The following is a 21,639-nucleotide window of genomic DNA, read 5'->3' on the forward strand; positions in this document are numbered from 1 at the left end:
AGACGCTAGGCCATACATCGGATGACACCCATGCAACACCCCACGCAACACCCGCCAGATGCCGAAGATCGCCGCGCCGTCTCGCCCGTCATTTGCTATCCGACACAGTCCTTGCCCACCCCCGATATGGCCCTCAGATCCGCGCGCCGTGCCGCCGCGCAGAAGGTCTCTCAAGTCACCGTGCCGCCCCGTCAGGGCCGCACGTTTGAGGTGCCGGCAGGCGGCTTTTTCCGCATCACATCCATCGACGGCCCGCAGGTGGGCGATTTGAACCTGTGGAACCTGCACGACCATTCCGAGCGGTTTTATTCAGGAAAAACAAGGGCTTTGCATGGCACCCATATTACGACAGGCCAACAGATGTGGTCCAGCTTTCCGACCTTGCGGCCCATGGCGACGGTGCTTGAGGACACGTTGAACTGGTATGGCATCGACCCCTTTGGCGGCTCTGTCCATGACGTAATCGGCACGCGTTGCGACCCCTACACCCACGCGCTTTTATCGGGGGGTGATCAGTATCACCACTGCTGTCATTCCAACCTCAGCCGCGCCTATGCCGATCATGCAGGTGTTGCGCCCCAAGACGCCGAAAAATATGTCCACGACGTCCTAAACGTCTTCATGTGCACCGGCTTCACCCGCGACACGGGCCAGTATTTTATGAAGCAATCGCCCGTGCGACCGGGCGACTACATTGAATTTGTTGCAGAAATCCCGTTGCTCGGTGCGCTGTCCGCATGCCCTGGCGGGGACTGTGGATCAGAACATTCATCGGATAAAACACCGTGTTTTCCACTTCTGGTCGAGGTGTTTTCAAGCGACGATCCATGGCAAGAACCCGCTAAAAACGGATATAATCGCAGCCACGGCCGCTGATTAACGCGATGTTAGGAGTTCGGTGTTAGTTTTAGGGAAACGCCGCCTCTAACGCAACTTCAACCATATCCGCAAAACTCGTCTGACGCTCCTCAGCAGGCAACGCATCTTTGGTTAACAAATGATCGGAGACTGTCATAACCGCCAAGGCACGGCACCCGTGTCGCGCCGCCAGATTGTAAAGCTCTGCCGCTTCCATCTCCACGGCCAAAACACCGTGGCGGGTCATCATTTCGGTCAAATCGGGGCGCTCGTCATAAAAGACATCGGATGAATAGATGTTGCCCACATGGACGTCAGACCCTTTTGACCGCGCCGATGTTACCGCGGCTTCCAGCAGGTCGTAATCGGCACAGGGTGCAAAGTTCACTTCCTTGAAAATCCCGCGCGACGGCGTGCTAATGGATGTCGCGGTCATCGCAATCACCACATCGCGCACCTTCACATGATGCTGCATCGACCCTGTTGATCCGATGCGGATCAGTGTTCTGGCGCCATATGTGGTGATCAGTTCATTGGCGTAAATCGACAGCGACGGCATCCCCATGCCTGACCCATGAATGGTCACGCGGTTGCCCTTCCACATCCCCGTAAACCCAAGCATCCCTCTGATTTCATTGATACATTTTACATCCGTCAGAAATGTCTCGGCCGCCCATTTCGCGCGCAACGGGTCACCTGGCATCAAAACGGTTTCAGCAATGTCACCTTTTGCGGCTCCAATATGGGGGGTCATGGCGGGTTCCTTACTCTTGTGCTCTTCACTACCCTAGAACACCGCGTTCGGGCCGAAAACCTTGAAAGCGTCCCGCAATCCCCGCAAGCTGACCCCAATCCAACGGAGGTTGCCCATGTCTGATCCCTTTTTCACGCCTGTCTCTGGTTTTGATCTGCCACGTTTTGCAGGTGTGCCGACCTTCATGCGCCTGCCGCATGTGCCCCTTGATGACCCAAAACTAAGCGAGGTGCAGATCGGCTTGATCGGCACCCCGTGGGACGGAGGCACCACCAACAGGCCTGGTCCACGCCACGGGCCGCGTCAGCTGCGCGATATGTCGACGATGATCCGCGCCCAAAACGGGGCCACAGGTGTGCGCCCGTTCGAGATGGTCAACTGCGCCGATCTGGGGGATGTGGCCCCGAACCCTGCGGACCTTCAGGACAGTATGGATCGGATTACAGCCTTTTATTCAAAGGTTTACACAGCAGGTATCGTGCCTTTGACGGCAGGGGGCGATCACCTGTGCAGCCTGCCCATCTTGCGTGCATTGGCCAAGGACGGCCCGCTTGGGATGATCCATTTTGACAGCCACACAGATCTCTTTCACAGCTACTTTGACGGTACGATGTATACCCACGGCACCCCGTTTCGCCGCGCGATCGAAGAGGGGCTTTTGGACCCGAAGCGCGTTATCCAGATCGGCATTCGCGGCACCGCATATGATTTCGAGGACCGTGATTTTGCCAAATCCGTGGGCATCACGATCATCCCGATAGAAGAGTTTCACGCCCGTGGTGCCGATGACGTCATGGCGCAGGCTAAGGATATTGTGGGCACGCACCCCACCTATGTGTCCTATGATATCGACTTTGTGGACCCTGCCTTTGCCCCCGGGACAGGCACACCCGAAGTGGGCGGCCCGAATTCCTTCACGGCGCTACAGGTCGCACGATTGCTGGAAGGTGTGAACATCGCAGGCGCTGATCTGGTCGAGGTGTCACCGCCTTTTGATGCAAGCGGAAACACCGCCTATCTTGGGGCGTCTCTCATGTTCGAAATGCTCTGCAATATGGCGCAAAGCATTGTGAGGTAACGCTTATTCAGCCGCCACGTCAGCGGGATCCACCAGCGCAACAAGGTCGGTCATGATGCGGTTCAGCTCAAAATCCTTAGGCGTATAGACCTTGGCCACACCCATCGCAGTTAGCCGCGCGGCGTCATCGTCGGGGATAATGCCGCCGACCACCACGGGGATATGTCCCAAACCCGCAGCCCGCAGCTTGTCCATCAGATCGCCCATCAAGGGGATGTGGGAGCCCGACAGAATGGACAGGCCGATCACATGCGCCTCATCATTCTTTGCGGCGTCTACAATTTCGTCAGGGGTCAGGCGGATGCCCTCATAGCTGATGTCCATGCCACAATCACGGGCACGCGCTGCGATTTGTTCGGCCCCGTTCGAGTGCCCGTCCAGCCCGGGTTTGCCCACCAAAAACTTGAGACGGCGGCCCAGTTTATCGCTGACTGCGTCGACCTGTGCGCGGATGTCATCCAGCCCTTCGGTGCGGTTTGACGGGTTCTTCGACACCCCTGTGGGACCGCGGTATTGGCCAAAGGCGCTGCGCACCACATTGCCCCATTCGCCTGTTGTGGCGCCGGCTTTGGCCGCTTTGATGGAGGCGGGCATGATGTTCACACCACTTCGGGCCGCTGCGCGTAGCTCTTCCAACGCGGCTTCAACCGCGCTGTCATCGCGGCTGTCTTTCCACGCGTTCAACCGTTCGATCTGGTCGCGTTCCGCATCGGCGTCAGCGACCATGATCGCCTCATCACCCGCTGTCAGCGGGCTATCCTCGCCCGTCGTGTATTTGTTGACACCTACAACTGTTGTGTCACCAACTTCGATGCCGCCGATCCGTTCGGCGTTGGCCTCAACCAATCGGGACTTCATATATTCGATGGCCTCGACGGCGCCGCCCATACCGTCGATATTGGCAAGCTCTGCACGCGCACCATCCTTGAGCGCTTCAACCTTACGATCCACGGCAGGGTTGCCATCAAACAGATCGTCGTATTCCAAAAGGTCTGTTTCAAAGGCCATGATCTGTTGCATCCGCAGGGACCACTGCTGATCCCACGGGCGGGGCAGGCCAAGGGCTTCGTTCCATGCGGGCAGTTGCACCGCGCGGGCACGCGCTTTCTTGGACAGTGTGACGGCCAGCATCTCGATCAAAATACGGTAGACGTTATTTTCAGGCTGTTGTTCGGTCAGCCCAAGCGAGTTGACCTGAACACCGTAACGGAAGCGGCGGAATTTTTCGTCCTCAACGCCATACCGTTCGCGGCAGATTTCGTCCCATAGATCGACGAAGGCACGCATCTTGCACATCTCGGTCACGAAACGAATGCCCGCGTTAACGAAGAATGAAATACGACCCACCATCGCGGGGAAGTGTTCGGCGGGAACTTTGCCTTTCAGATCATCCAGCACGGCGGTGGCTGTGGCCAGCGCAAAGGCAAGCTCTTGTTCGGGCGTCGCACCGGCCTCTTGCAGGTGGTACGAACAGATGTTCATCGGGTTCCATTTGGGCAGGTGTTCGCGGGTGTAGGCCGCCACATCCGTGATCATGCGCATCGAAGGTTTGGGCGGGCAGACATAAGTGCCGCGCGACAGGTATTCCTTGATAATATCGTTTTGCACGGTGCCTTGCAGCTTGCTGACGTCCGCGCCTTGTTCTTCGGCCACCGCGATATAAAGCGCCAGTAGCCAAGGGGCCGTCGCGTTGATCGTCATGGAGGTGTTCATCTGATCGAGCGGGATGTCGTTGAACAGTGTGCGCATATCACCAAGGTGCGCCACGGGCACGCCGACCTTGCCAACCTCGCCGCGTGACAGCTCGTGATCGCTGTCATAACCCGTTTGCGTGGGCAGATCGAAGGCAACGGACAGCCCTGTTTGGCCCTTTGCAAGGTTGCCACGATAAAGCGCGTTTGAGGCTTTGGCCGTGGAATGGCCCGCATATGTCCGAAACAACCATGGGCGGTCTTTTTGCTGTGTCATGGCGAGAACTCCGAATCCAAAATGCGCAACAATGTTGCTTTGAGATTGTTGTATCGGAAATAAAATGGCGCTGTCAATCCGCTGCGCTGCGGCATGAGGGCATTTACCAATCTGCGGAACCCTGCCACGGTGCGCGTCATGTTTGAAACCGTCGCTATTCCTTATTGGGGTCTCCTGCTCATCGGCCTTTTCGCGGCGATTTCCATTGGGGAGCGGTTGCTGTTCCCGTCGGTGCGTTGGTTTTTTCGCAAACGGGCAGAGCGGGTGGTGGCGCGGGTGAACCAGCGCCTCAGCCGCCCGATCGAGCCGTTCAAGCTGGCCCGGCGCTATGATATGATCCAGCGGCTGACCTATGACAGTGAGGTGCTGCGCGCCGTTGCAGAACACGCAGCCGCACACGGTGAACCTGATGAGGTCGCGCTGGAACGCGCACGCCGCTACGCGCGAGAGATCGTGCCATCCTTCAGCGCCACGGCCTATTTCGGGATCGGAACGCGCGCGGCCCGCTGGCTTGGCAATGCGCTGTATCGCGTGCGACTTGGGCATGTAGAGCAAGCCTCTATCGATGGGGATGCCACGGTTGTGTTTGTGATGAACCATCGCAGCAATATGGACTATGTTTTGGTTACCTATCTGGCGGCGCGCGCGTCTGCCCTGTCTTATGCCGTGGGAGAGTGGGCGCGGGTCTGGCCCTTGTCGCGGCTGATCAAGGCGATGGGTGCTTACTTCATTCGGCGCAAATCGCGGGGCGAGCTTTATCGCACGGTGTTGCGCCGTTACGTCCATATGGCGACGACAGGGGGCGTGACCCAAGCGGTGTTTCCCGAAGGTGGCCTGAGCCTGGATGGCAAGATTGCGCCGCCAAAACTGGGGCTTTTGACGTATATGGTGGAAGCCTGGGCGCCCGATGCACGCGATATCGTGTTCGTTCCCGTTGCGATTAACTATGACCGTGTGCTGGAAGACCGCATTTTGATCGCGGCCAACGAGGCAGGGTCACGCAGGTTCAAGGCGCGGATGGGTGTCGTTACGCGATTTGCGCTCAAGCATCTTTGGCTGCGTCTGACGGGCCGATTTTACAAATTCGGCTATGCCAGTGTCAGCTTCGGCGCGCCTGTCTCGCTCAAAGACTGGCACGCACGTGGCGCTGAGGATCTTACTAAATCACTTGCCGCCGAGGTCGTGCGACGCATCGAGGCTGTCATGCCCGTTCTGCCTGTTCCTGCCGTTGCACGTGTGATGCTGGCGGCCAAAGACGGGCTGACCGAAGAAGAACTGGCCGCGCGGGTCAGCGCCCTGCTTGAGGGGGTAGAGGATGGCCACCTGCATCTGCCGCGCGGTGATCTGGCCTATGCATCCACCTTCGGGCTGCGCAATATGATGTCGCGCGGGATGCTCGAAAAACGGGACGGGCGCATCTATGTGGCCGAAGGTCAGCGCAGCGCAGTGGCCTACTACGCCAACTCTATTGCGCATGTGCAGCGTAATTCTGATGATGAAACGGCACTCGCAGAGTTATAAAATTACCCAAAATGCTCTTTTTGGGTTGATATGTTACCCAAACCTTCATATCCAAGGGTTCAAGCGTCGCGATTCTGCATTGCGGCACGGCACGATGATAACTCGGGATTTAGGAGGCCCTAATGGCTTTGGATACGAACGGTGATGTGATCGCATATGATGCGCCTCAAAAGGACCTCTATGAAATGGGTGAAATGCCCCCGATGGGGCATGTCCCAAAGCAGATGTATGCTTGGGCGATCCGGCGCGAACGCCATGGCGATCCCGATACCGCCATGCAGCAAGAAGTTGTTGATGTGCCAACGCTTGATAGCAACGAGGTTCTGATCCTCGTCATGGCCGCTGGCGTGAATTATAACGGGGTCTGGGCTGCGCTTGGCCAACCGATTTCGCCGTTTGACGGGCACAAACAGCCCTACCACATCGCTGGTTCTGATGCAGCGGGCATCGTCTGGGCCGTTGGTGACAAGGTAAAGCGCTGGAAGGTCGGCGACGAGGTTGTTGTGCACTGCAACCAAGATGACGGGGACGACGAACACTGCAACGGTGGTGACCCGATGTATTCGCCAACACAACGCATCTGGGGTTATGAAACGCCAGACGGATCGTTCGGCCAGTTTACACGCGTCCAGTCGCAGCAACTGATGCCGCGGCCCAAACACCTGACATGGGAAGAAAGTGCGTGCTACACGCTGACGCTGGCCACCGCATACAGGATGCTTTTTGGGCACGAACCCCATGATCTTAAGCCCGGTCAAAACGTTCTGGTCTGGGGGGCGTCGGGTGGTCTGGGCAGCTATGCGATCCAGCTGATCAATACCGCGGGTGCCAATGCGATCGCGGTGATCTCGGATGAGGACAAACGCGACTTTGTGATGGGTCTTGGCGCCAAAGGCGCGATCAATCGCAAAGACTTCAACTGTTGGGGGCAGCTGCCCACCGTCAACACGCCCGAATACAAAGACTGGTTCACTGAAGCCCGTAAGTTTGGCAAGGCGATCTGGGACATCACCGGCAAAGGCAACAATGTTGATATGGTGTTTGAACACCCCGGCGAAAGCACATTCCCTGTCTCGACGCTGGTATGCAAAAAAGGTGGTATGGTCGTGATTTGTGCGGGCACCACGGGCTTCAATTGTACCTTTGACGTGCGTTACATGTGGATGCACCAAAAGCGTTTGCAGGGCTCACACTTTGCACATCTGGCCCAAGCCTCTGCTGCGAACAACCTGATGCTTGAGCGCCGTTTGGACCCATGCATGTCCGAGGTTTTCACTTGGGACGATCTGCCAGAGGCCCACATGAAGATGCTGCGCAACGAACACAAACCCGGCAACATGTCGGTTCTGGTTCAAGCGCCAAAGACAGGTTTGCGGACCTTCGAGGACACGCTGGAAGCCAGTAAATAAAGATCGAATCATCTCGGTGGAAACGGGCGTTGCACATCGCAGCGCCCGTTTTTGCATGCAATGCACCCCACAATCCCCCTTTGTTTCGAATAAATGACTTAGATTTTGCGGCCTCGCTATTTTTGGGGAGTAAAAAAGAGGGAATTTGGGCAGAAATACTATCGTGCTAGGGTTGTATTCACTTTTCGTTAACCCTTTCTACAGGAAGCTGTCATGAAGAATGAATGGATTTTGGACGTATTGACTGACCTGCGTGCCTTTGCCCAATCTAATGAGCTTCCCAATCTGGCGGATCATTTAGAGCGGACACAGGCCCTCGCGTTGAGTGAATTGTCCCAAGGTGGAGACGTCGCGCGAAATGGCATCGGGGTTAGAAAAGCAGCTGCATCTGCTCGAGCAGGCAACAACGCTTGAGCATCTGCAGCAGGCCACCCTGCATTTGCGGGACCATTTCGGTCTCGCGCATTTTATCTATCATTGGGTTAACAGTGTAGGTGAACGCTTCGGCGCGGGCACCTACAGCAGTGATTGGGTCGACCGCTACCTTGAAAAAGACTACCTGCGGATGGATCCCGTTATTCTGGGCTGCATCACGCGGTTTCACCCCACCAACTGGAAGGATCTTGACTGGTCCAGCAAGGCCGCAAAAGCCTTTCTGCGCGAGGCGATCGACTATGGTGTGGGCAACCAGGGCCTAACCATCCCTGTGCGTGGTCCCAGTGGTCAGTTTGCCCTTTTGACGTGCAATCAAACCTGCGACGATCCAGCTTGGGAACACTTCATCGCCAACCACCAGCAGGACCTGATCTTGATAGCCCATCAGTTCAACCGCAAAGCGTTGGAATTTGATACGGGTTTTGAGGCGCAAGCCCCAAGCCTGTCGCCGCGCGAGCTGTCCGCGATTGCATTGCTGGCCAAAGGGTTCAGCCGCGCCCAAGCAGCGCAAGACCTGTCAATTTCCGAACATACTTTGCGGGTCTATGTTGAAGGGGCGCGCCATAAACTGGGCGCGATCAACACCACCCATGCGGTTGCCCGCGCGCTCAGCAATGGGTTGATTGTCGTCTGACGCAACACCCTGCGTGCGGTCGTGTTCCAGATTGTTAACCTAAACCCCCTAAAACCTGTCCTGACGTTTTTTGGCGCGGTTTCCATCGCGCTTTTCAATCTCAGGAGCCCTTCATGCTGCGCTATATTTATGCCGATCACCTTTCCGATTTTCCCGCCTTGTCGCACTCCATGTTTCGCGACCGCGCCACGCAATTTGTAGATCGTTTGGGGTGGGACATCGGCGTTGATGCGAACGGCGAAGAGCGCGATGAATATGATGCGCTCAACCCGCTCTATGTGATCTGGGAATTGCCCGACGGCCGCCATGGCGGATCTATGCGGTTTTTGCCAAGCACTGGGCCCATTATGGTGAATGATCATTTCGGGCATATTCTGGATGGCACGACCATCCAGTCGCCCCTGATTTGGGAATGCACCCGTTTTTGCCTGTCGCCGAACGCGGACCGGCGTGCGGCGGCCGCCCTTGTTCTGGGCGCGGGCGAGGTGATGAAACGGTTTTCCCTGAACCATTATGTCGGCGTGTTTGATCCGCGCATGGAACGGATATACCGCCTTTATGGTGTGACGCCCGATGTGATCGGCTGCCAAGGCGAAGGGGCAGACCGGATTGCCGTGGGCCTGTGGGAAATGCAGCAAGATGCCTGGCCCAAAACCTTTGCGCGTCTGGGGATCACGGCTGCGCAATCGGATGCGTGGTTCAAAGCCAGCCGCGATACTTTACGTGCAAAAATCCCGCCACAACCTGACGCGCCATCTGGCCCCTCGTGCCGCGCACCTGTAGGGTCGCGCCATGACACTGCCAGCCATCCAATTTTCTGACGATCAAGCCGAAGCCTTCGACGCCATTGCCGAGATGTTGCGCGGCGCTGGCGTCGATATTGAGAATGAAACACTGCTGCCACCACAGGATGCCAAATCCACGGTGATGGCGGTTGTCGGCAAGGCGGGATCGGGCAAAACACTTCTTTTGGCGGCGATGTATCAGGCGCTGGAAGGCGCAGGTGTGGAAGTTGTCAGCGGTGACTATGAAAGTCGTAAATCGCGCGACAAACGCACCTTGGCCATCCTTGCGCCCACCAACAAAGCGGCAAGTGTCCTGCGCAATCGCGGTGTGCCTGCCACCACGATCCACCGCATTCTGTATACCCCGATGTATGATCCCGAATACGAAAAGATCGCGGAATGGCTGGCTGGCAACGGCCCACGCCCCGAAGACGTAGAAGGGCTTACCGAAGTCGCACTTGATCGGGCTTATGCCTATTATCAAACCAATAAATCCATTCCCGGCGCGTTGGCCGCGGCCGGTCTGCGTGGATCGGATTTTATCACTGGTTGGAAGCGCCGTGAAAGCCCGCTGGACATCGGCTTTATCGATGAATCGTCGATGCTGGACGCCAAGCAATATGAAGACCTGCAAGAGATTTTTCCGACGCTTGTCCTGTTTGGCGACCCTGCGCAGCTGGCTCCTGTGAACCAATCTGGCGGGATGGTGTTTGACGGGCTGAAGGGCAAGCGTAAGCTCGAGCTGAGCCGTGTGCACCGTCAAACCCAAGACAACCCGATCCTTGATTTGGCCCATGCGCTTGCGGACCCGCACCTGCAATTTCAGGATTTCGAGGACATGATCCGCGACAAGGCGCGTAGCGATGATCGCGTTCAATGGGCCGAACGTGTAAATTGTGATTTGATGGCACGCAGCCCCTGTCTGGTGTGGCGCAACGCGACACGCATCCGCCTGATCAATGCGTTTCGCAGTGTTTATGGCGCGCCAGAGGACGAGTTGCTGGAGGGCGAGCCGCTGATTTGTGACGGGATTGAACTGCCGCTGAAGCACCGCAAGAAACGCCTTGATCTGGAAGCGCGTGGCCTGATCAAGGGGGCGCAGGTGATCTATCTGGGACTTGGTCGCAAACCTGGGTTTTCGCGCTTGCATGTGATGGGGGCCGAAGATCCGCAGGTCAGTGCAGCGTCCATCATGAAGTTGGAAAAACCAGACGAAGAAGAGCCGATCATCCCTTTTGCGGCGCGCATGGGGGCCACGTTTTTACACGGGGCGGCGGTGACAATCCACAAGGCGCAGGGATCGCAGTGGGAAGAGGTGCAGGTCTTTGCACCTGATATTTTTGTAGCGGCAAAGGTTGGCAGGTCAGAGGCGGGCCAACCCCTTTGGAAGCGTCTGGCATATGTTGCCATCACGCGGGCAGAGACGCGTTTGCATTGGGTGGTCCGATCCGCCTTGGCCAAGCCAAGCCATCCGTTGCAAGTAGATGATCTGCCTGCCAAACCCGCTGCGCTAAGCCTGGAGGCCGAGACATGAAATCCATCATCATCACGGGTGCAAGCAACGGCATTGGCGCAGTCACGGCGCAACATTTTTTGGCGCAAGGCTGGCGCGTCGGGTTGATTGCACGCAGCGCGGACAAGTTGCATCAGGTGGCAGATCGCAATCTGGCGGCTGTTGTCTTGCCCTGCGATGTCACCGATGAGGCGCAGGTGCAAAAGGCGTTTGCCGCCTTTGCCGAAAACCACCGCCTAGACGTTCTGTTCAACAATGCAGGCATGTTCGGTCCCCAAGCCAGTATCGATGAAATCCCTTTGTCGGGGTGGCAAGAGACGGTGAACGTCAATCTGACGGGCATGTTTCTATGCGCGCGCGAAGCCTTCCGCATCATGCGCCACCAGACCCCGATGGGTGGGCGCATCATCAACAATGGCTCGATCAGCGCGCATTCTCCGCGTGAAGGATCAACCTGCTACACGACCACAAAACACGGGGTCAGCGGTCTGACCAAAACCATCACGCTGGATGGCCGCCCGTTTGATATTGCCTGCGGTCAGATCGACATTGGCAATGCGCGCACCGATTTGGTGAAAGGGCTGGAAGAAACGCGCGCGGCCCAAGGCCTTGCGCCTTTGCCCACCATGGCCGTTGAGGATGTGGCGCGTGCGGTGATGCATATGGCCGACTTGCCGGCCGAGGCGAATGTGCAAAGCATGATGATCATGGCAAGCAAGATGCCCCATATCGGGCGCGGCTAACGACGATCTGGCGCCCCTAAGACTGGAACAATCTGAACACGGCAGATGCGCCCCAACCCGCGGCGATTGCAATCGCCAAGGCAACGATCCCGTAAAGGTAGGGTTGATCGTGGGCAAGGTTGTAAAGCAGACGTTCCAGCCCCGCTTTGCGCACATCGATGCTGGAACTGAACGAGGAAATCACGGCCTTGTCCTGGGTCAGATAGACGCTGACTTTGTAGGCCCCCTCAACAAGGTTCGCGGGCAGGGAGACCTCGGTGTTGAACAATGTGTTGTCGATCAATGTCGCGTTGCCTTCGCGCAATTGATACAGTCCTTCGTTCTGGCGAATGCGCATCAATGCTGCGGTGAAAGCTGCGGGGTCTTGCACGGTTTCGGGCGCCCCGACCGATCTGATGGCACGGGACAGCGTGATCTGGTTGCGCTGGTCGTCCGTGGCGCTGAGGATATCCCAGATGGGACGCGTGGTTGAAATCGCATAGAAGGACGGCGCTTCGTCCACCTCAACCTCAGCTGCGTTCACCCAGATGCCCAATCGGCGGGCTTTTTGATAAACGGTAACGGGTTGTTTGGGCCCTTCGACCGTCACGATGATATCCAGATCGGCCTGCGCCCCTTCGATACTTTCGTGTTTGATAGCACCAAATACCAGAATATCTGACCCATCGAAGGTGGTTGTAATGGCCACTTCGCTTTCCGACAGGCCAAGCACAAGATCCTGCGCTTTGGCAGGCAAAGCGAGCGCGAGGCACAAGATCATCAATCGCCACATCAGTGCCCGCCTCCCGTGCCGATGCTATAAAGCTCGGAGGGCATGATCAGCAGATCAAGCGCCAGTTTGCCGCAAACCGCCAGCACCATAATGGCCAGCAGAATGCGCAGCTGCTCGGCCTTCATCTTGGCGCCGATGCGCGTTCCAATCTGGGCACCGATCACACCGCCCACCAAAAGCAGAACCGCCAAAACCATATCAACCGTTTGGTTCGTCACCGCATGTAGCATGGTGGTAAACGCGGTCACAAAAATGATCTGGAACAGCGATGTGCCAACAACCACTTTGGTGGGCATCCCAAGCAAATAGATCATCGCAGGCACCATGATAAACCCGCCACCGACCCCCATGATCGCCGCCAGAACCCCCACGGTAACCCCGACAATCAGTGGGGGGATCACACTTATATAAAGCCCCGATACACGGAACTTCATTTTGAAAGGCAGGGCATGTATCCATGTGTGGTTTTTGCGCTTGGGCGGGGCGCCCGCGCGTTTGGTTCGGCGGATTGCGTTCAGGCTTTCGACAAACATCAAACTGCCGATGACGCCTAGGAAAACAACGTAGCACAGCTTGACCAGCAGATCGACTTGGCCAAGCGATTTGAGGTAGTTGAACAAAACAACACCCATGCCCGCACCCACAAGGCCGCCGATCAGCAAAACGGTGCCCATCCTCAAATCAACCGATTTGCGCCGAAGATGCGCCAGCACGCCCGAGAAGCTGGATGCAACGATTTGATTGGCTTCGGTTGCGACAGCAACAGCAGGGGGAATGCCGATGAAAAACAGCAGTGGCGTCATCAGAAAACCGCCACCCACGCCGAACATACCCGACAGGATCCCGACGATACCGCCAAGACCCAGAAGCAAAAAGGCGTTCACAGACACCTCGGCTATGGGCAGGTAAATTTGCATGACCTTATCTGACGCGGAATGGGCCGATCTTCAACGGCCAATTCTGCACTGCAGATAAGTCCAGTCCGCGACAAATCGGAGCGAATTGGCCCTAGCGTTCTTTCACATAGGGCTCGCCGCCTGCGCGTGGCGGAATGGCCTTCCCCACAAAGCCTGCCAGAATGACAACGGTCAGAACATAGGGCAGGGCATCCAGCAGTTGGACCTGCACCTTGAACCCGAACGCAGCCTCAAGCAGATCAGGGCGCAGGGCAATTGCCTGCAGATACCCAAAGAGCAGACACGCCCCAAGCGCATACCACGGCCGCCATTTGGCAAAGATCAGCGCAGCCAGTGCGATATAGCCCCGTCCTGCGGTCATATCCTTAACGAACCCTGCCTGCAGCGCGGTGGCCAGATAGGTGCCAGCGATCCCGCACAACACACCGCAGATCAGCACCGCCATGTAGCGCAGGAACACAACATTGATGCCAGCGGTATCAACGGCGGCAGGGTTTTCCCCCACGGCGCGAAGGCGCAGGCCGAAGCGGGTTGAAAAGAGGATCCACCATGTCAGCGGCACGGCTGCAAAGGCCACATAGACCAACAGGTCATGGCCAAGGATCAGGTTTGCCAAGACCGGCCCGACGACAGGCATCGCGGCGATTGTATCCAGTCCGGGAAATTCCAATGCGTTGAAGCGGGCCTCTTCGGGCAGCGACGGGGTGCGCCCGCCTTGTTTGAACCATGTCTGCGCAATAAGAACGGTCAGGCCAGCGGCAAGGAAGTTGATAGCCACACCGCTGATTAACTGGTTGCCGCGAAATGTGATGGATGCCAGCCCGTGAATGACTGCCAAAACCATCGAGGCGCCAATCCCCGCCAATAGGCCAAGCCAGACCGACTCGGTGCTATAGGCGATCGCCGCCGAGAAAAACGCGGCGACAAGCATCTTGCCCTCAAGCCCGATATCAAAAATGCCGGCGCGTTCGCTAAAAAGCCCGGCAAGACAGGCCAGCAACAAAGGCGTGCCAAGCCGCAGAGAGCTTTCCAGCACGGGCAGCGAAAAAAGGTTCAGAAACTCAATCATGCCGTGGCCCCTTTCTTGCGCAGGGCAAGGAATAGTTTTTCCAGCGGCATGCGGATCATATTATCCAGCGCGCCTGTGAAGAGGATCACAAGCGCTTGGATCACCGTGACCAGCTCACGCGGGATCGAGGTCCAAAGCCCAAGCTCGGCCCCGCCTTGATACAAAAACCCGAACAGAAGGGCGGCCACGAAAATGCCAAACGGATGATTGCGGCCCATCAGGGCAACAGCAATCCCGATGAACCCTGCGCCTTCTACACTATTCAGCACCAGTCGCTCGGCCTCGCCCATGACGTTATTGATGGCCATGCAGCCTGCCAGTGCGCCGCTGATGATCATCGCGATCATGATGATTTTCGTGGGGCTGATGCCTGCGTATTTGGCGGCGCTTTCGCTTTCGCCATATGCGCGGATTTCATAGCCCAGACGCGTGCGCCAGATCAGAAACCACACAGCAAAGCAGGCAGCCACGGCGACAAAGAAGGTCACATTTGCAGGTGCGCCGCGGAACAGCGGATTATCGGCTGTGCTGAACATATCCTGAAACGTGGGCAAATGGACGGCTTCGGGGAAGCGGGCGGTTGCAGGGTCCATCGCGCCTGCGGGTTTCAGCGCACCGACCAGCAAGTAGTTCAGCAAGGCCGCCGCGATAAAGTTGAACATGATGGTGGTGATGACGATATGACTGCCGCGCTTGGCCTGCAAATAGGCAGGGATCGCGGCCCAGATTGCACCAAACAAACCCGCGCCGATGATCGCAACGACCAACGCAATCGTCCAGTGCGGCAAGGGCAGGTAGAGACAGCATAGCGCCACCCCAAGACCGCCAAGCATGGCCTGACCTTCACCGCCGATGTTGAACATCCGCGCATGGAACGCCACAGCGACAGCCAGCCCCGTGAACATGAAATTGGTGGCGTAATACAGCGTGTAGCCCCATCCGTTCGTGCTGCCCAATGCGCCTTGGACCATCAGCTTGATGGCTTCGCCAGCGTCTTGGCCGCTGGCGATAATCATCAATGCAGACAGCACCGCCGCAAGGATCAGCCCGATCAGGGGGATCAGCACAATATCGGCCCAACGTGGTAGAACGTCCATCGCTTACACCTCCTTGCTGGCGTCGCCTGAGGCGTAGGCCAGTTGGTCCTGGATCGCTTGCACGGTTGATCCTTCGGGCTCGCGGGTCATGCCTGCCATCATCAATCCCAATTCTTTTTCGTCTGTTTGTGCGGGGTCGCGCTCGCCCATCATCTGGCCGTCGAACATCACTGCGATGCGGTCGGACAGCGCGAGGATTTCTTCCAGTTCGACAGAGACCAGCAAGATCGCTTTGCCCTGATCGCGCAAGGCGACGATCTGTTGGTGAATGAATTCAATCGCGCCAATGTCCACGCCGCGTGTGGGTTGACCGATGAGCAGCAGGTCAGGGTTGCGTTCGATCTCGCGGGCCAGAACGATCTTTTGCTGGTTTCCGCCGCTGAACGATTTGGCCTCTAGTTTGGGATTGGGGGGGCGCACGTCAAAGCGCCCCATTTTTTCTTCGGTGTCACTGCGCAGGGCGGCGTTGTCCATCATCAGGCGACTGCGGTTGTAGCGCGCATCATGGTGGTATCCGAAGCCGGTATTTTCCCACGCCGCGAAATTCATGATCAGACCTTCGCGTTGGCGGTCTTCGGGGACATGCGCGATGCCGCGCGCGCGGCGCGATTGCCCGTCACTGTATTTTCCGGTCAGGTCAATCTCTTGCCCGTTCAGTGTGACGCGTCCCGTGGCGCGTTCGATGCCGCCCAGAACCTCCAGTAACTCCGACTGCCCATTGCCTGCCACACCCGCAATCCCAAGGATTTCGCCAGCGCGGACCTGAAGGTTAACCCCCTTAAGACGGTGAACACCCTTGTCGTCGGTCACATTCAGGTCTTGCACATCCAGCACCACTGCGCCCGGTTGGGCGGGCGCTTTGTCAACGCGCAGCAGGACTTTGCGGCCCACCATCAACTCGGCCAGATGCTCGGGGTTTGTTTCGGATGTTTTGACCGTGGCTGTCATCTCGCCGCGGCGCATGACGCTGACGGTGTCGGTGGCTTCCATGATCTCGCGCAACTTGTGGGTGATCAGGATGATCGTTTTGCCCTCGTCCTTGAGGCGGTGAAGGATGCGGAAAAGCTGATCAGCCTCGGCAGGGGTCAGCACGCCCGTCGGCTCGTCCAAAATCAGGATATCGGCCTGACGGTAGAGCGCCTTGAGGATTTCAACGCGTTGCTGCATGCCCACGCCGATGTCTTCGATCTTGGCATCGGGGTCCACGTTCAACTCATATTCACTGGCCAACTCGGTCAGCAGTTTGCGGGCTTTGCGCAGCGACGGGCGCAACAGGCCACCGTCCTCGGCGCCCAGAACAACGTTTTCAAGCACAGTGAAGTTTTCGACCAGTTTGAAGTGCTGGAACACCATACCGATGCCTGCCGAAATGGCGGCCTGGCTATCGGGAATTTTCGTTTCGCGCCCGTTGATAAAAATCTCGCCTTTGTCGGCTTTGTAGAACCCGTAAAGAATGCTCATCAGGGTCGATTTGCCCGCGCCGTTTTCACCGATGATCCCGTGGATCGTGCCCGGCATCACGCGGATCGAAATGTCTTTGTTGGCTTGAACGGGACCAAAGGCTTTGGAAATGCCTTTCAGCTCAATCGCGGGATGTGTCATGGGGCGGCCTTTGAAAAGAGAAGGGCCGCGCAACCCGTGTCGCGCGGCCCTTTGTATCAGATCTTAGAAGTCCAGTGCAGGGCAGGATTCGTCTGACATGTAGTCATGGACAGTGATCTCGCCCGAGACGATTTGATCAGCCGCCCCGAAGGTTTTCGACAGCATAGCATAGCTGACGATGCCTTCGTTGTTGGCGTCCAGCGCCACGCCGACACCGCGGTTTGCAAGGCCCATCACGTTAAAGCCTGTTTCAAGGTCTTCGCCCTGTGACAGCGCATCATAAACCGCGTTGTCCACACGCTTGAGCATGGAGGTCAGAACCTGGCCCGGGTGCAGATAGTTCTGGTTGGCGTCCACACCGATCGACAGGATGCCTTCGTCAGCGGCAGTTTGCAGAACACCAACGCCTGTGCCACCAGCCGCAGCATAGACCACGTCAGAGCCCTGGCTGATCTGCGCTTTTGTCAGCTCCGATCCTTTCACGGGATCGTTCCAAGCGGCGGGCGTTGTGCCTGTCATATTGGCGATCACTGTGACATCTGGGTTTGCGGCTTTGGCCCCTTGGGCGTAGCCGCAGGCGAACTTGCGGATCAGCGGGATGTCCATGCCACCGATGAACGATACTGTGCCAGTCTCAGAGGCTTCAGCAGCCATGATACCCGCCAGATACGAGCCTTCGTGTTCGTTAAACACAACCGAACGGACGTTTGGCGCATCCACGACCATATCGATGATGGCGAATTTTGTGTCAGGATAGTCGGCCGCCACTTCCTCAAGGGCAGAGCCAAAGGCAAAGCCGGCCATCACAATCGGGTTTGCGCCTGCTTCAGCAAAACGGCGCAGGGCCTGTTCGCGCTGCGCATCGGATTGCAATTCGATCTCGCGGAAGGTGCCGCCTGTTTCCTCGGCCCAACGTGTCGCGCCGTTGAACGCGCTTTCGTTGAAGGATTTGTCGAACTTGCCACCAAGGTCAAAGATGATTGCAGGCTCGGCCCACGCAGCACCTGCGGTCAGGGCAAGGCCCGTAGCAGCACTCATCAGTTTGGTCATCACGGTCATGGATGTCTCCCGAAGGTTTGTTGTTATGTCGTTCAAAGGGGTTTCGCAGCAGATGCTTGGCCCCCCAGTCAAGCAGGCGATCCTGCTTGGATCACGCGTCCGAGTAGGCCGCAGCCACGCGGGAGGGTCAATAGGATTCTGCCAAATTGACGCAGCGCCAAACGGGAATCGCATGGTTTTTCATCGGCTTTTGACGGGCAAAGCCCGCGTCATTACGATAGCGTCGATCCATTGGCGCTCGGGCGTTTGATAATACCGTGGCCGCATCCCCACCGTCGAGAATCCTATGGCGTGATAAAGCCCGATAGCAGGCGCGTTAGTAGAGGCGACTTCCAAAAAGATTTGTCTGCTTCCTGAACGATGCGCCAGTTCAAAAAGCCTGTGCAGCACGCGGCGCGCGTGGCCTTGTTTTTGGTGGTCAGGGTGGGTTGCGATGGTCAGCAACTCGGTCTCATCCACCACGGTGCGCGCAATGGCAAAACACGTGGCGTCGCCCACAAGATGCATCCCCGACTGCGCCAACAGGTCATCTATTTCCTTGGCCGTCCATGGGCGAGGGACGTCAAATGCGGCTGAATGGGTTGCGGCAAGCTGAGTGGAAATCGGCGTCCGCATGGGTCAATCAAGAATGACGGGCGGGGCATCCCGTGGCGGCGCAGCGTCTGCCGCACGCACGTAAAGCGGCTTGGGGGGCGCGGTGTCACTGCGGGTCGCTGCGATGCGGGCGATGCTTTCGGCAAATCCGTATGGGGCGATCTCGTTTCCCATGGCCCCGATGCGGGGGAAATCATCTGGCACATTGTCTTGTGGCCCGAAATGGATGCCGGTGTCGGGTGTGCCAAACCCTTGCCAGTAGACATGCGATAGGTTCGCCGACACGGTGCTATAGACGGGCGCGGTCTGGCCAAAGGCCGCAGCCTCAAGCGCGCTGACGCCGATTGCTGGAACGCCAAGCGATAGCGCCAGACCGCGGGCAGAGGCCACAGAGATGCGGATACCCGTGAAATTGCCAGGGCCCACGCCAACCCCAATGCGGGTCAGGTCCGCCCATGTTGCGCCGCCTTTGGCCAGGGTATCCTCAAGGATCGGGAACAGCCGTTCGACATGGCCTTTGACCATGGGCTGATAGATTGCCGACAAGGCAGCAACGCCATCAGGGTCCATCAGGCAAGTGGCGCAGGCCGCACCAGAGGTATCAAAAGCAAGGATCATGGCAGGTCTTTTGACGGGAATGGTCCCAAAAGAAAAGGGTGCAGCCGACGCCGCACCCTGATCAAGGGTCGTTTGGTGATGCGATCAGGCGGCGACGGGGCGCACTTCGATCACTTCGGGGATGTAATGGCGCAGCAGGTTTTCGATGCCCATCTTTAGCGTCAAAGTCGACGACGGGCAGCCCGCACAGGCGCCTTGCATATGCAGATAAACGATGCCGCGATCAAAGCCGTGAAAGGTGATATCGCCACCGTCTTGCGCCACGGCAGGGCGCACGCGCGTGTCCAGCAGCTCTTTGATCTGGCCCACGATCTCGCCGTCCTCGCCCGTGTGTTCGGCATGGCCCGAATTGCTATTTTCGCCTTCCATAACAGGCTGGCCCGACTGGTAGTGCTCCATGATGCCGCCCAAAAGGGCAGGTTTCAGGTGGTCCCACTCCTGATCGTCGGCTTTGGTCACAGTGATGAAATCCAGCCCAAAGAATACACCCGTTACACCCTCAACAGCGAACAGGCGCTTGGCCAAGGGCGATTTATCGGCGGTATCTGGCGATGGGAAATCGGCGGTGCCCATATCAAGGACGGCCTGACCCGGCAAAAACTTGAGCGTGGCAGGGTTTGGCGTGGATTCTGTCTGGATGAACATGTGCAATTCTCCTTTGACTAAGGATATGCGTGTCAGGCTCTTGATAGTCAAGGTTTAGAACGGTTCTAAGGTTGCGATTTATGTGATCGCCATCAACTGCTCTTTGCTCAGATCACCCGGCACAATGGTGATCGGCACAGGTAAGCCGCCTGCGTTTTTGGTCAGTTGGGTGACAAGCGGACCTGGCCCCTTTTTGTCGGTGCCCGCCCCCAGAACCAGCACGCCAATCTCGGGGTCGGCTTTGATCTGGGCGATGATCTCGGGCACAGGCTCGCCTTCGCGGATCACCAACTCGGGGTCGACGCCTTGCTTGTCGCGCATCCATTTGGCGAAAACTTCGAAATGCACCTCGATACGTTCACGCGCCTCGGCACGCATCACCTCACCCACGCCGATCCAGTGGTTGAACTCGTCGGGGGGAATGACAGACAGCACCTCAACGCCGCCACCCGTATTGGCCGCGCGCATGGCGGCAAAGCGCATGGCGTTCAGGCATTCGCGGCTGTCATCCAGCACCACTAGGAACTTGCGCATGTGTTGGCCTTTCGTCTCTTTGGCGCGATCATGCCTGCGGGGCATATCCTTTGGCAATGAAATTCGCGGCTTAGGCCTGTGATGCGGCCCAATCCCAATACAGATCACGGGTGCGGCGGGTGATGGGACCGATTTGATACTGTGTGTCGTCAAAGGCGGTCACGGGCGTGACCTTCATCATATTGCCAGACAGGAACACTTCGTCGGCGTCGTGAAAATCGGCAAAACTCAGCACCTCTTCGCGCACCTCAACACCGTCCGCACGCAGGTTCGCCATATGCCGCGCGCGGGTGATACCCGCCAAAAACGTGCCGTTGGGAATGGGGGTTTTGACCACGCCGTCTTTGACCATAAAGACATTTGCCGTGGCGGTTTCAGCCACATTGCCCATCGCATCGCACACAAGCGCATTCCCGAACCCTTTGGCGCGGGCTTCGGCCAGCATGCGGGCGTTGTTGGGATACAGGCACCCTGCTTTGGCGTTCACCACATTGTCCTCCATCACGGGGCGGCGAAAGCGGGTGGTGGTCAGGGTGGTCGATGTTTCGGGCGCCGCCATTGGGATTTCTTCGAGGCTGATGGCAAAGCCTGTTGCCCCTTCCTTGGGCACGATCCCCAGATCGCCACCATCCAGCGCCCAATACATCGGACGAATGTAGACAGCCGTATCTGAGCCGTAGGGCTTCAGACCGTCATGGATGATCGCGACCATGTCACTGGCGCTGACGGTGGGGGTAATCATCAAGGCTTCGGCGCTGTGGTTCACCCGCGTGCAATGGGCGGCCAGATCGGGGACGACCCCATCGAAATACCGTGCGCCATCGAACACTGTTGTGCCAAGCCAACTGCCATGATCGGCAGCACGCATCACCGCCAGATCTTCGTCGTGCCATGTGCCGTTGTAATAAGTGCGGATGTTTTTGCCTGTTGCCATTCGGTTTGCCCTCCCCCGTTTTGCTGTGCTGCGGTGGAATGTGGGTCAGACGGGCAGGGGCGTCCAGTCTAAAAAGCGAGGTCTGGTCTGGCAGCAGCAG

General features: G+C 57.7%; 21 protein-coding genes. 8 read left to right on the forward strand and 13 right to left on the reverse strand.

Annotated elements, in window-relative coordinates:
* The first annotated feature begins 21 nt into the window (after positions 1-21).
* A complete protein-coding gene (locus L1065_RS12230; protein ID WP_237095784.1) occupies positions 22-876 on the forward strand; it encodes a DUF1989 domain-containing protein in 855 nt (284 codons plus the stop codon).
* Between the two features lie 31 nt (positions 877-907).
* Here the strand turns inward: L1065_RS12230 and deoD are convergent, their stop codons facing one another.
* Positions 908-1,612 (reverse strand): purine-nucleoside phosphorylase, encoded by a 705-nt coding sequence (gene deoD, locus L1065_RS12235; protein ID WP_237095785.1) that lies wholly within the window; start codon positions 1,610-1,612, stop codon positions 908-910.
* A 115-nt stretch (positions 1,613-1,727) separates the two neighbouring features.
* On the opposite strand from deoD, the gene speB reads away from it, so the two are divergent.
* The gene (gene speB / locus L1065_RS12240) at positions 1,728-2,690 is read left to right on the forward strand and encodes an agmatinase (protein WP_237095786.1); all 963 of its coding nucleotides are present in this window, start codon (positions 1,728-1,730) and stop codon (positions 2,688-2,690) included.
* Between the two features lie 3 nt (positions 2,691-2,693).
* On the opposite strand, the gene L1065_RS12245 is transcribed toward speB, so the two are convergent.
* A complete protein-coding gene (locus tag L1065_RS12245) occupies positions 2,694-4,658 on the reverse strand; it encodes a protein meaA (RefSeq protein ID WP_237095787.1) in 1,965 nt (654 codons plus the stop codon).
* Between the two features lie 138 nt (positions 4,659-4,796).
* Between L1065_RS12245 and L1065_RS12250 the strand changes: the two genes are divergently transcribed.
* From L1065_RS12250 to L1065_RS12275, 6 genes are all read left to right on the forward strand, one after another.
* A complete protein-coding gene (locus tag L1065_RS12250) occupies positions 4,797-6,179 on the forward strand; it encodes a 1-acyl-sn-glycerol-3-phosphate acyltransferase (RefSeq protein ID WP_237095788.1) in 1,383 nt (460 codons plus the stop codon).
* Positions 6,180-6,301: 122 nt separating this feature from the next.
* Positions 6,302-7,588 (forward strand): crotonyl-CoA carboxylase/reductase, encoded by a 1,287-nt coding sequence (gene ccrA / locus L1065_RS12255; protein WP_237095789.1) that lies wholly within the window; start codon positions 6,302-6,304, stop codon positions 7,586-7,588.
* Positions 7,589-7,946: 358 nt separating this feature from the next.
* Positions 7,947-8,657 carry a LuxR family transcriptional regulator gene (locus L1065_RS12260; RefSeq protein WP_237095790.1) on the forward strand — a complete coding sequence of 237 codons (711 nt, stop codon included), beginning with the start codon at positions 7,947-7,949 and terminating at the stop codon, positions 8,655-8,657.
* 113 nt (positions 8,658-8,770) lie between these two features.
* Positions 8,771-9,478, forward strand: coding sequence for an acyl-homoserine-lactone synthase (locus L1065_RS12265; protein WP_237095791.1), 708 nt, complete (start codon positions 8,771-8,773; stop codon positions 9,476-9,478).
* Complete coding sequence (locus tag L1065_RS12270; RefSeq protein WP_237095792.1) at positions 9,450-10,976, forward strand: ATP-dependent RecD-like DNA helicase; 1,527 nt, start codon at positions 9,450-9,452, stop codon at positions 10,974-10,976. Before L1065_RS12265 ends, L1065_RS12270 begins: the two co-directional genes overlap by 29 nt.
* Positions 10,973-11,698: an SDR family oxidoreductase gene (locus tag L1065_RS12275; RefSeq protein ID WP_237095793.1), complete on the forward strand. Its 726-nt coding sequence runs from the start codon at positions 10,973-10,975 to the stop codon at positions 11,696-11,698. Before L1065_RS12270 ends, L1065_RS12275 begins: the two co-directional genes overlap by 4 nt.
* Before the next feature lie 16 nt (positions 11,699-11,714).
* On the opposite strand, the gene L1065_RS12280 is transcribed toward L1065_RS12275, so the two are convergent.
* From L1065_RS12280 to L1065_RS12330, 11 genes are all read right to left on the reverse strand, one after another.
* Positions 11,715-12,470, reverse strand: a complete 756-nt coding sequence (locus tag L1065_RS12280; protein WP_237095794.1) for a TIGR02186 family protein — start codon at positions 12,468-12,470, stop codon at positions 11,715-11,717.
* Positions 12,470-13,387 (reverse strand): sulfite exporter TauE/SafE family protein, encoded by a 918-nt coding sequence (locus L1065_RS12285; RefSeq protein WP_237095795.1) that lies wholly within the window; start codon positions 13,385-13,387, stop codon positions 12,470-12,472. The genes L1065_RS12280 and L1065_RS12285 overlap by 1 nt, the downstream gene beginning before the upstream one ends.
* Positions 13,388-13,478: 91 nt before the next feature.
* Positions 13,479-14,456: an ABC transporter permease gene (locus tag L1065_RS12290; RefSeq protein ID WP_239030061.1), complete on the reverse strand. Its 978-nt coding sequence runs from the start codon at positions 14,454-14,456 to the stop codon at positions 13,479-13,481.
* Complete coding sequence (locus L1065_RS12295; protein ID WP_237095796.1) at positions 14,453-15,553, reverse strand: ABC transporter permease; 1,101 nt, start codon at positions 15,551-15,553, stop codon at positions 14,453-14,455. Before L1065_RS12295 ends, L1065_RS12290 begins: the two co-directional genes overlap by 4 nt.
* 3 nt (positions 15,554-15,556) lie before the next feature.
* Positions 15,557-17,155 carry an ABC transporter ATP-binding protein gene (locus L1065_RS12300; protein ID WP_237095797.1) on the reverse strand — a complete coding sequence of 533 codons (1,599 nt, stop codon included), beginning with the start codon at positions 17,153-17,155 and terminating at the stop codon, positions 15,557-15,559.
* A gap of 63 nt (positions 17,156-17,218) precedes the next feature.
* Entirely contained in the window at positions 17,219-18,214 is a 996-nt protein-coding gene (locus tag L1065_RS12305; RefSeq protein WP_237095798.1) for a BMP family protein, read from the reverse strand.
* Between the two features lie 180 nt (positions 18,215-18,394).
* Positions 18,395-18,829 (reverse strand): GNAT family N-acetyltransferase, encoded by a 435-nt coding sequence (locus L1065_RS12310; protein WP_237095799.1) that lies wholly within the window; start codon positions 18,827-18,829, stop codon positions 18,395-18,397.
* A 3-nt stretch (positions 18,830-18,832) separates the two neighbouring features.
* Positions 18,833-19,426, reverse strand: a complete 594-nt coding sequence (gene tsaB / locus L1065_RS12315) for a tRNA (adenosine(37)-N6)-threonylcarbamoyltransferase complex dimerization subunit type 1 TsaB (protein ID WP_237095800.1) — start codon at positions 19,424-19,426, stop codon at positions 18,833-18,835.
* A gap of 84 nt (positions 19,427-19,510) precedes the next feature.
* Positions 19,511-20,071, reverse strand: a complete 561-nt coding sequence (locus tag L1065_RS12320; RefSeq protein ID WP_237095801.1) for a NifU family protein — start codon at positions 20,069-20,071, stop codon at positions 19,511-19,513.
* Positions 20,072-20,149: 78 nt separating this feature from the next.
* Entirely contained in the window at positions 20,150-20,605 is a 456-nt protein-coding gene (locus tag L1065_RS12325; protein ID WP_237095802.1) for a universal stress protein, read from the reverse strand.
* Positions 20,606-20,675: 70 nt separating this feature from the next.
* The gene (locus tag L1065_RS12330) at positions 20,676-21,539 is read right to left on the reverse strand and encodes a branched-chain amino acid aminotransferase (protein WP_237095803.1); all 864 of its coding nucleotides are present in this window, start codon (positions 21,537-21,539) and stop codon (positions 20,676-20,678) included.
* Positions 21,540-21,639: the final 100 nt, after the last annotated feature.

The organism is Nereida sp. MMG025 (assembly GCF_021654165.1).
Classification (GTDB): Bacteria; Pseudomonadota; Alphaproteobacteria; order Rhodobacterales; family Rhodobacteraceae; genus Nereida.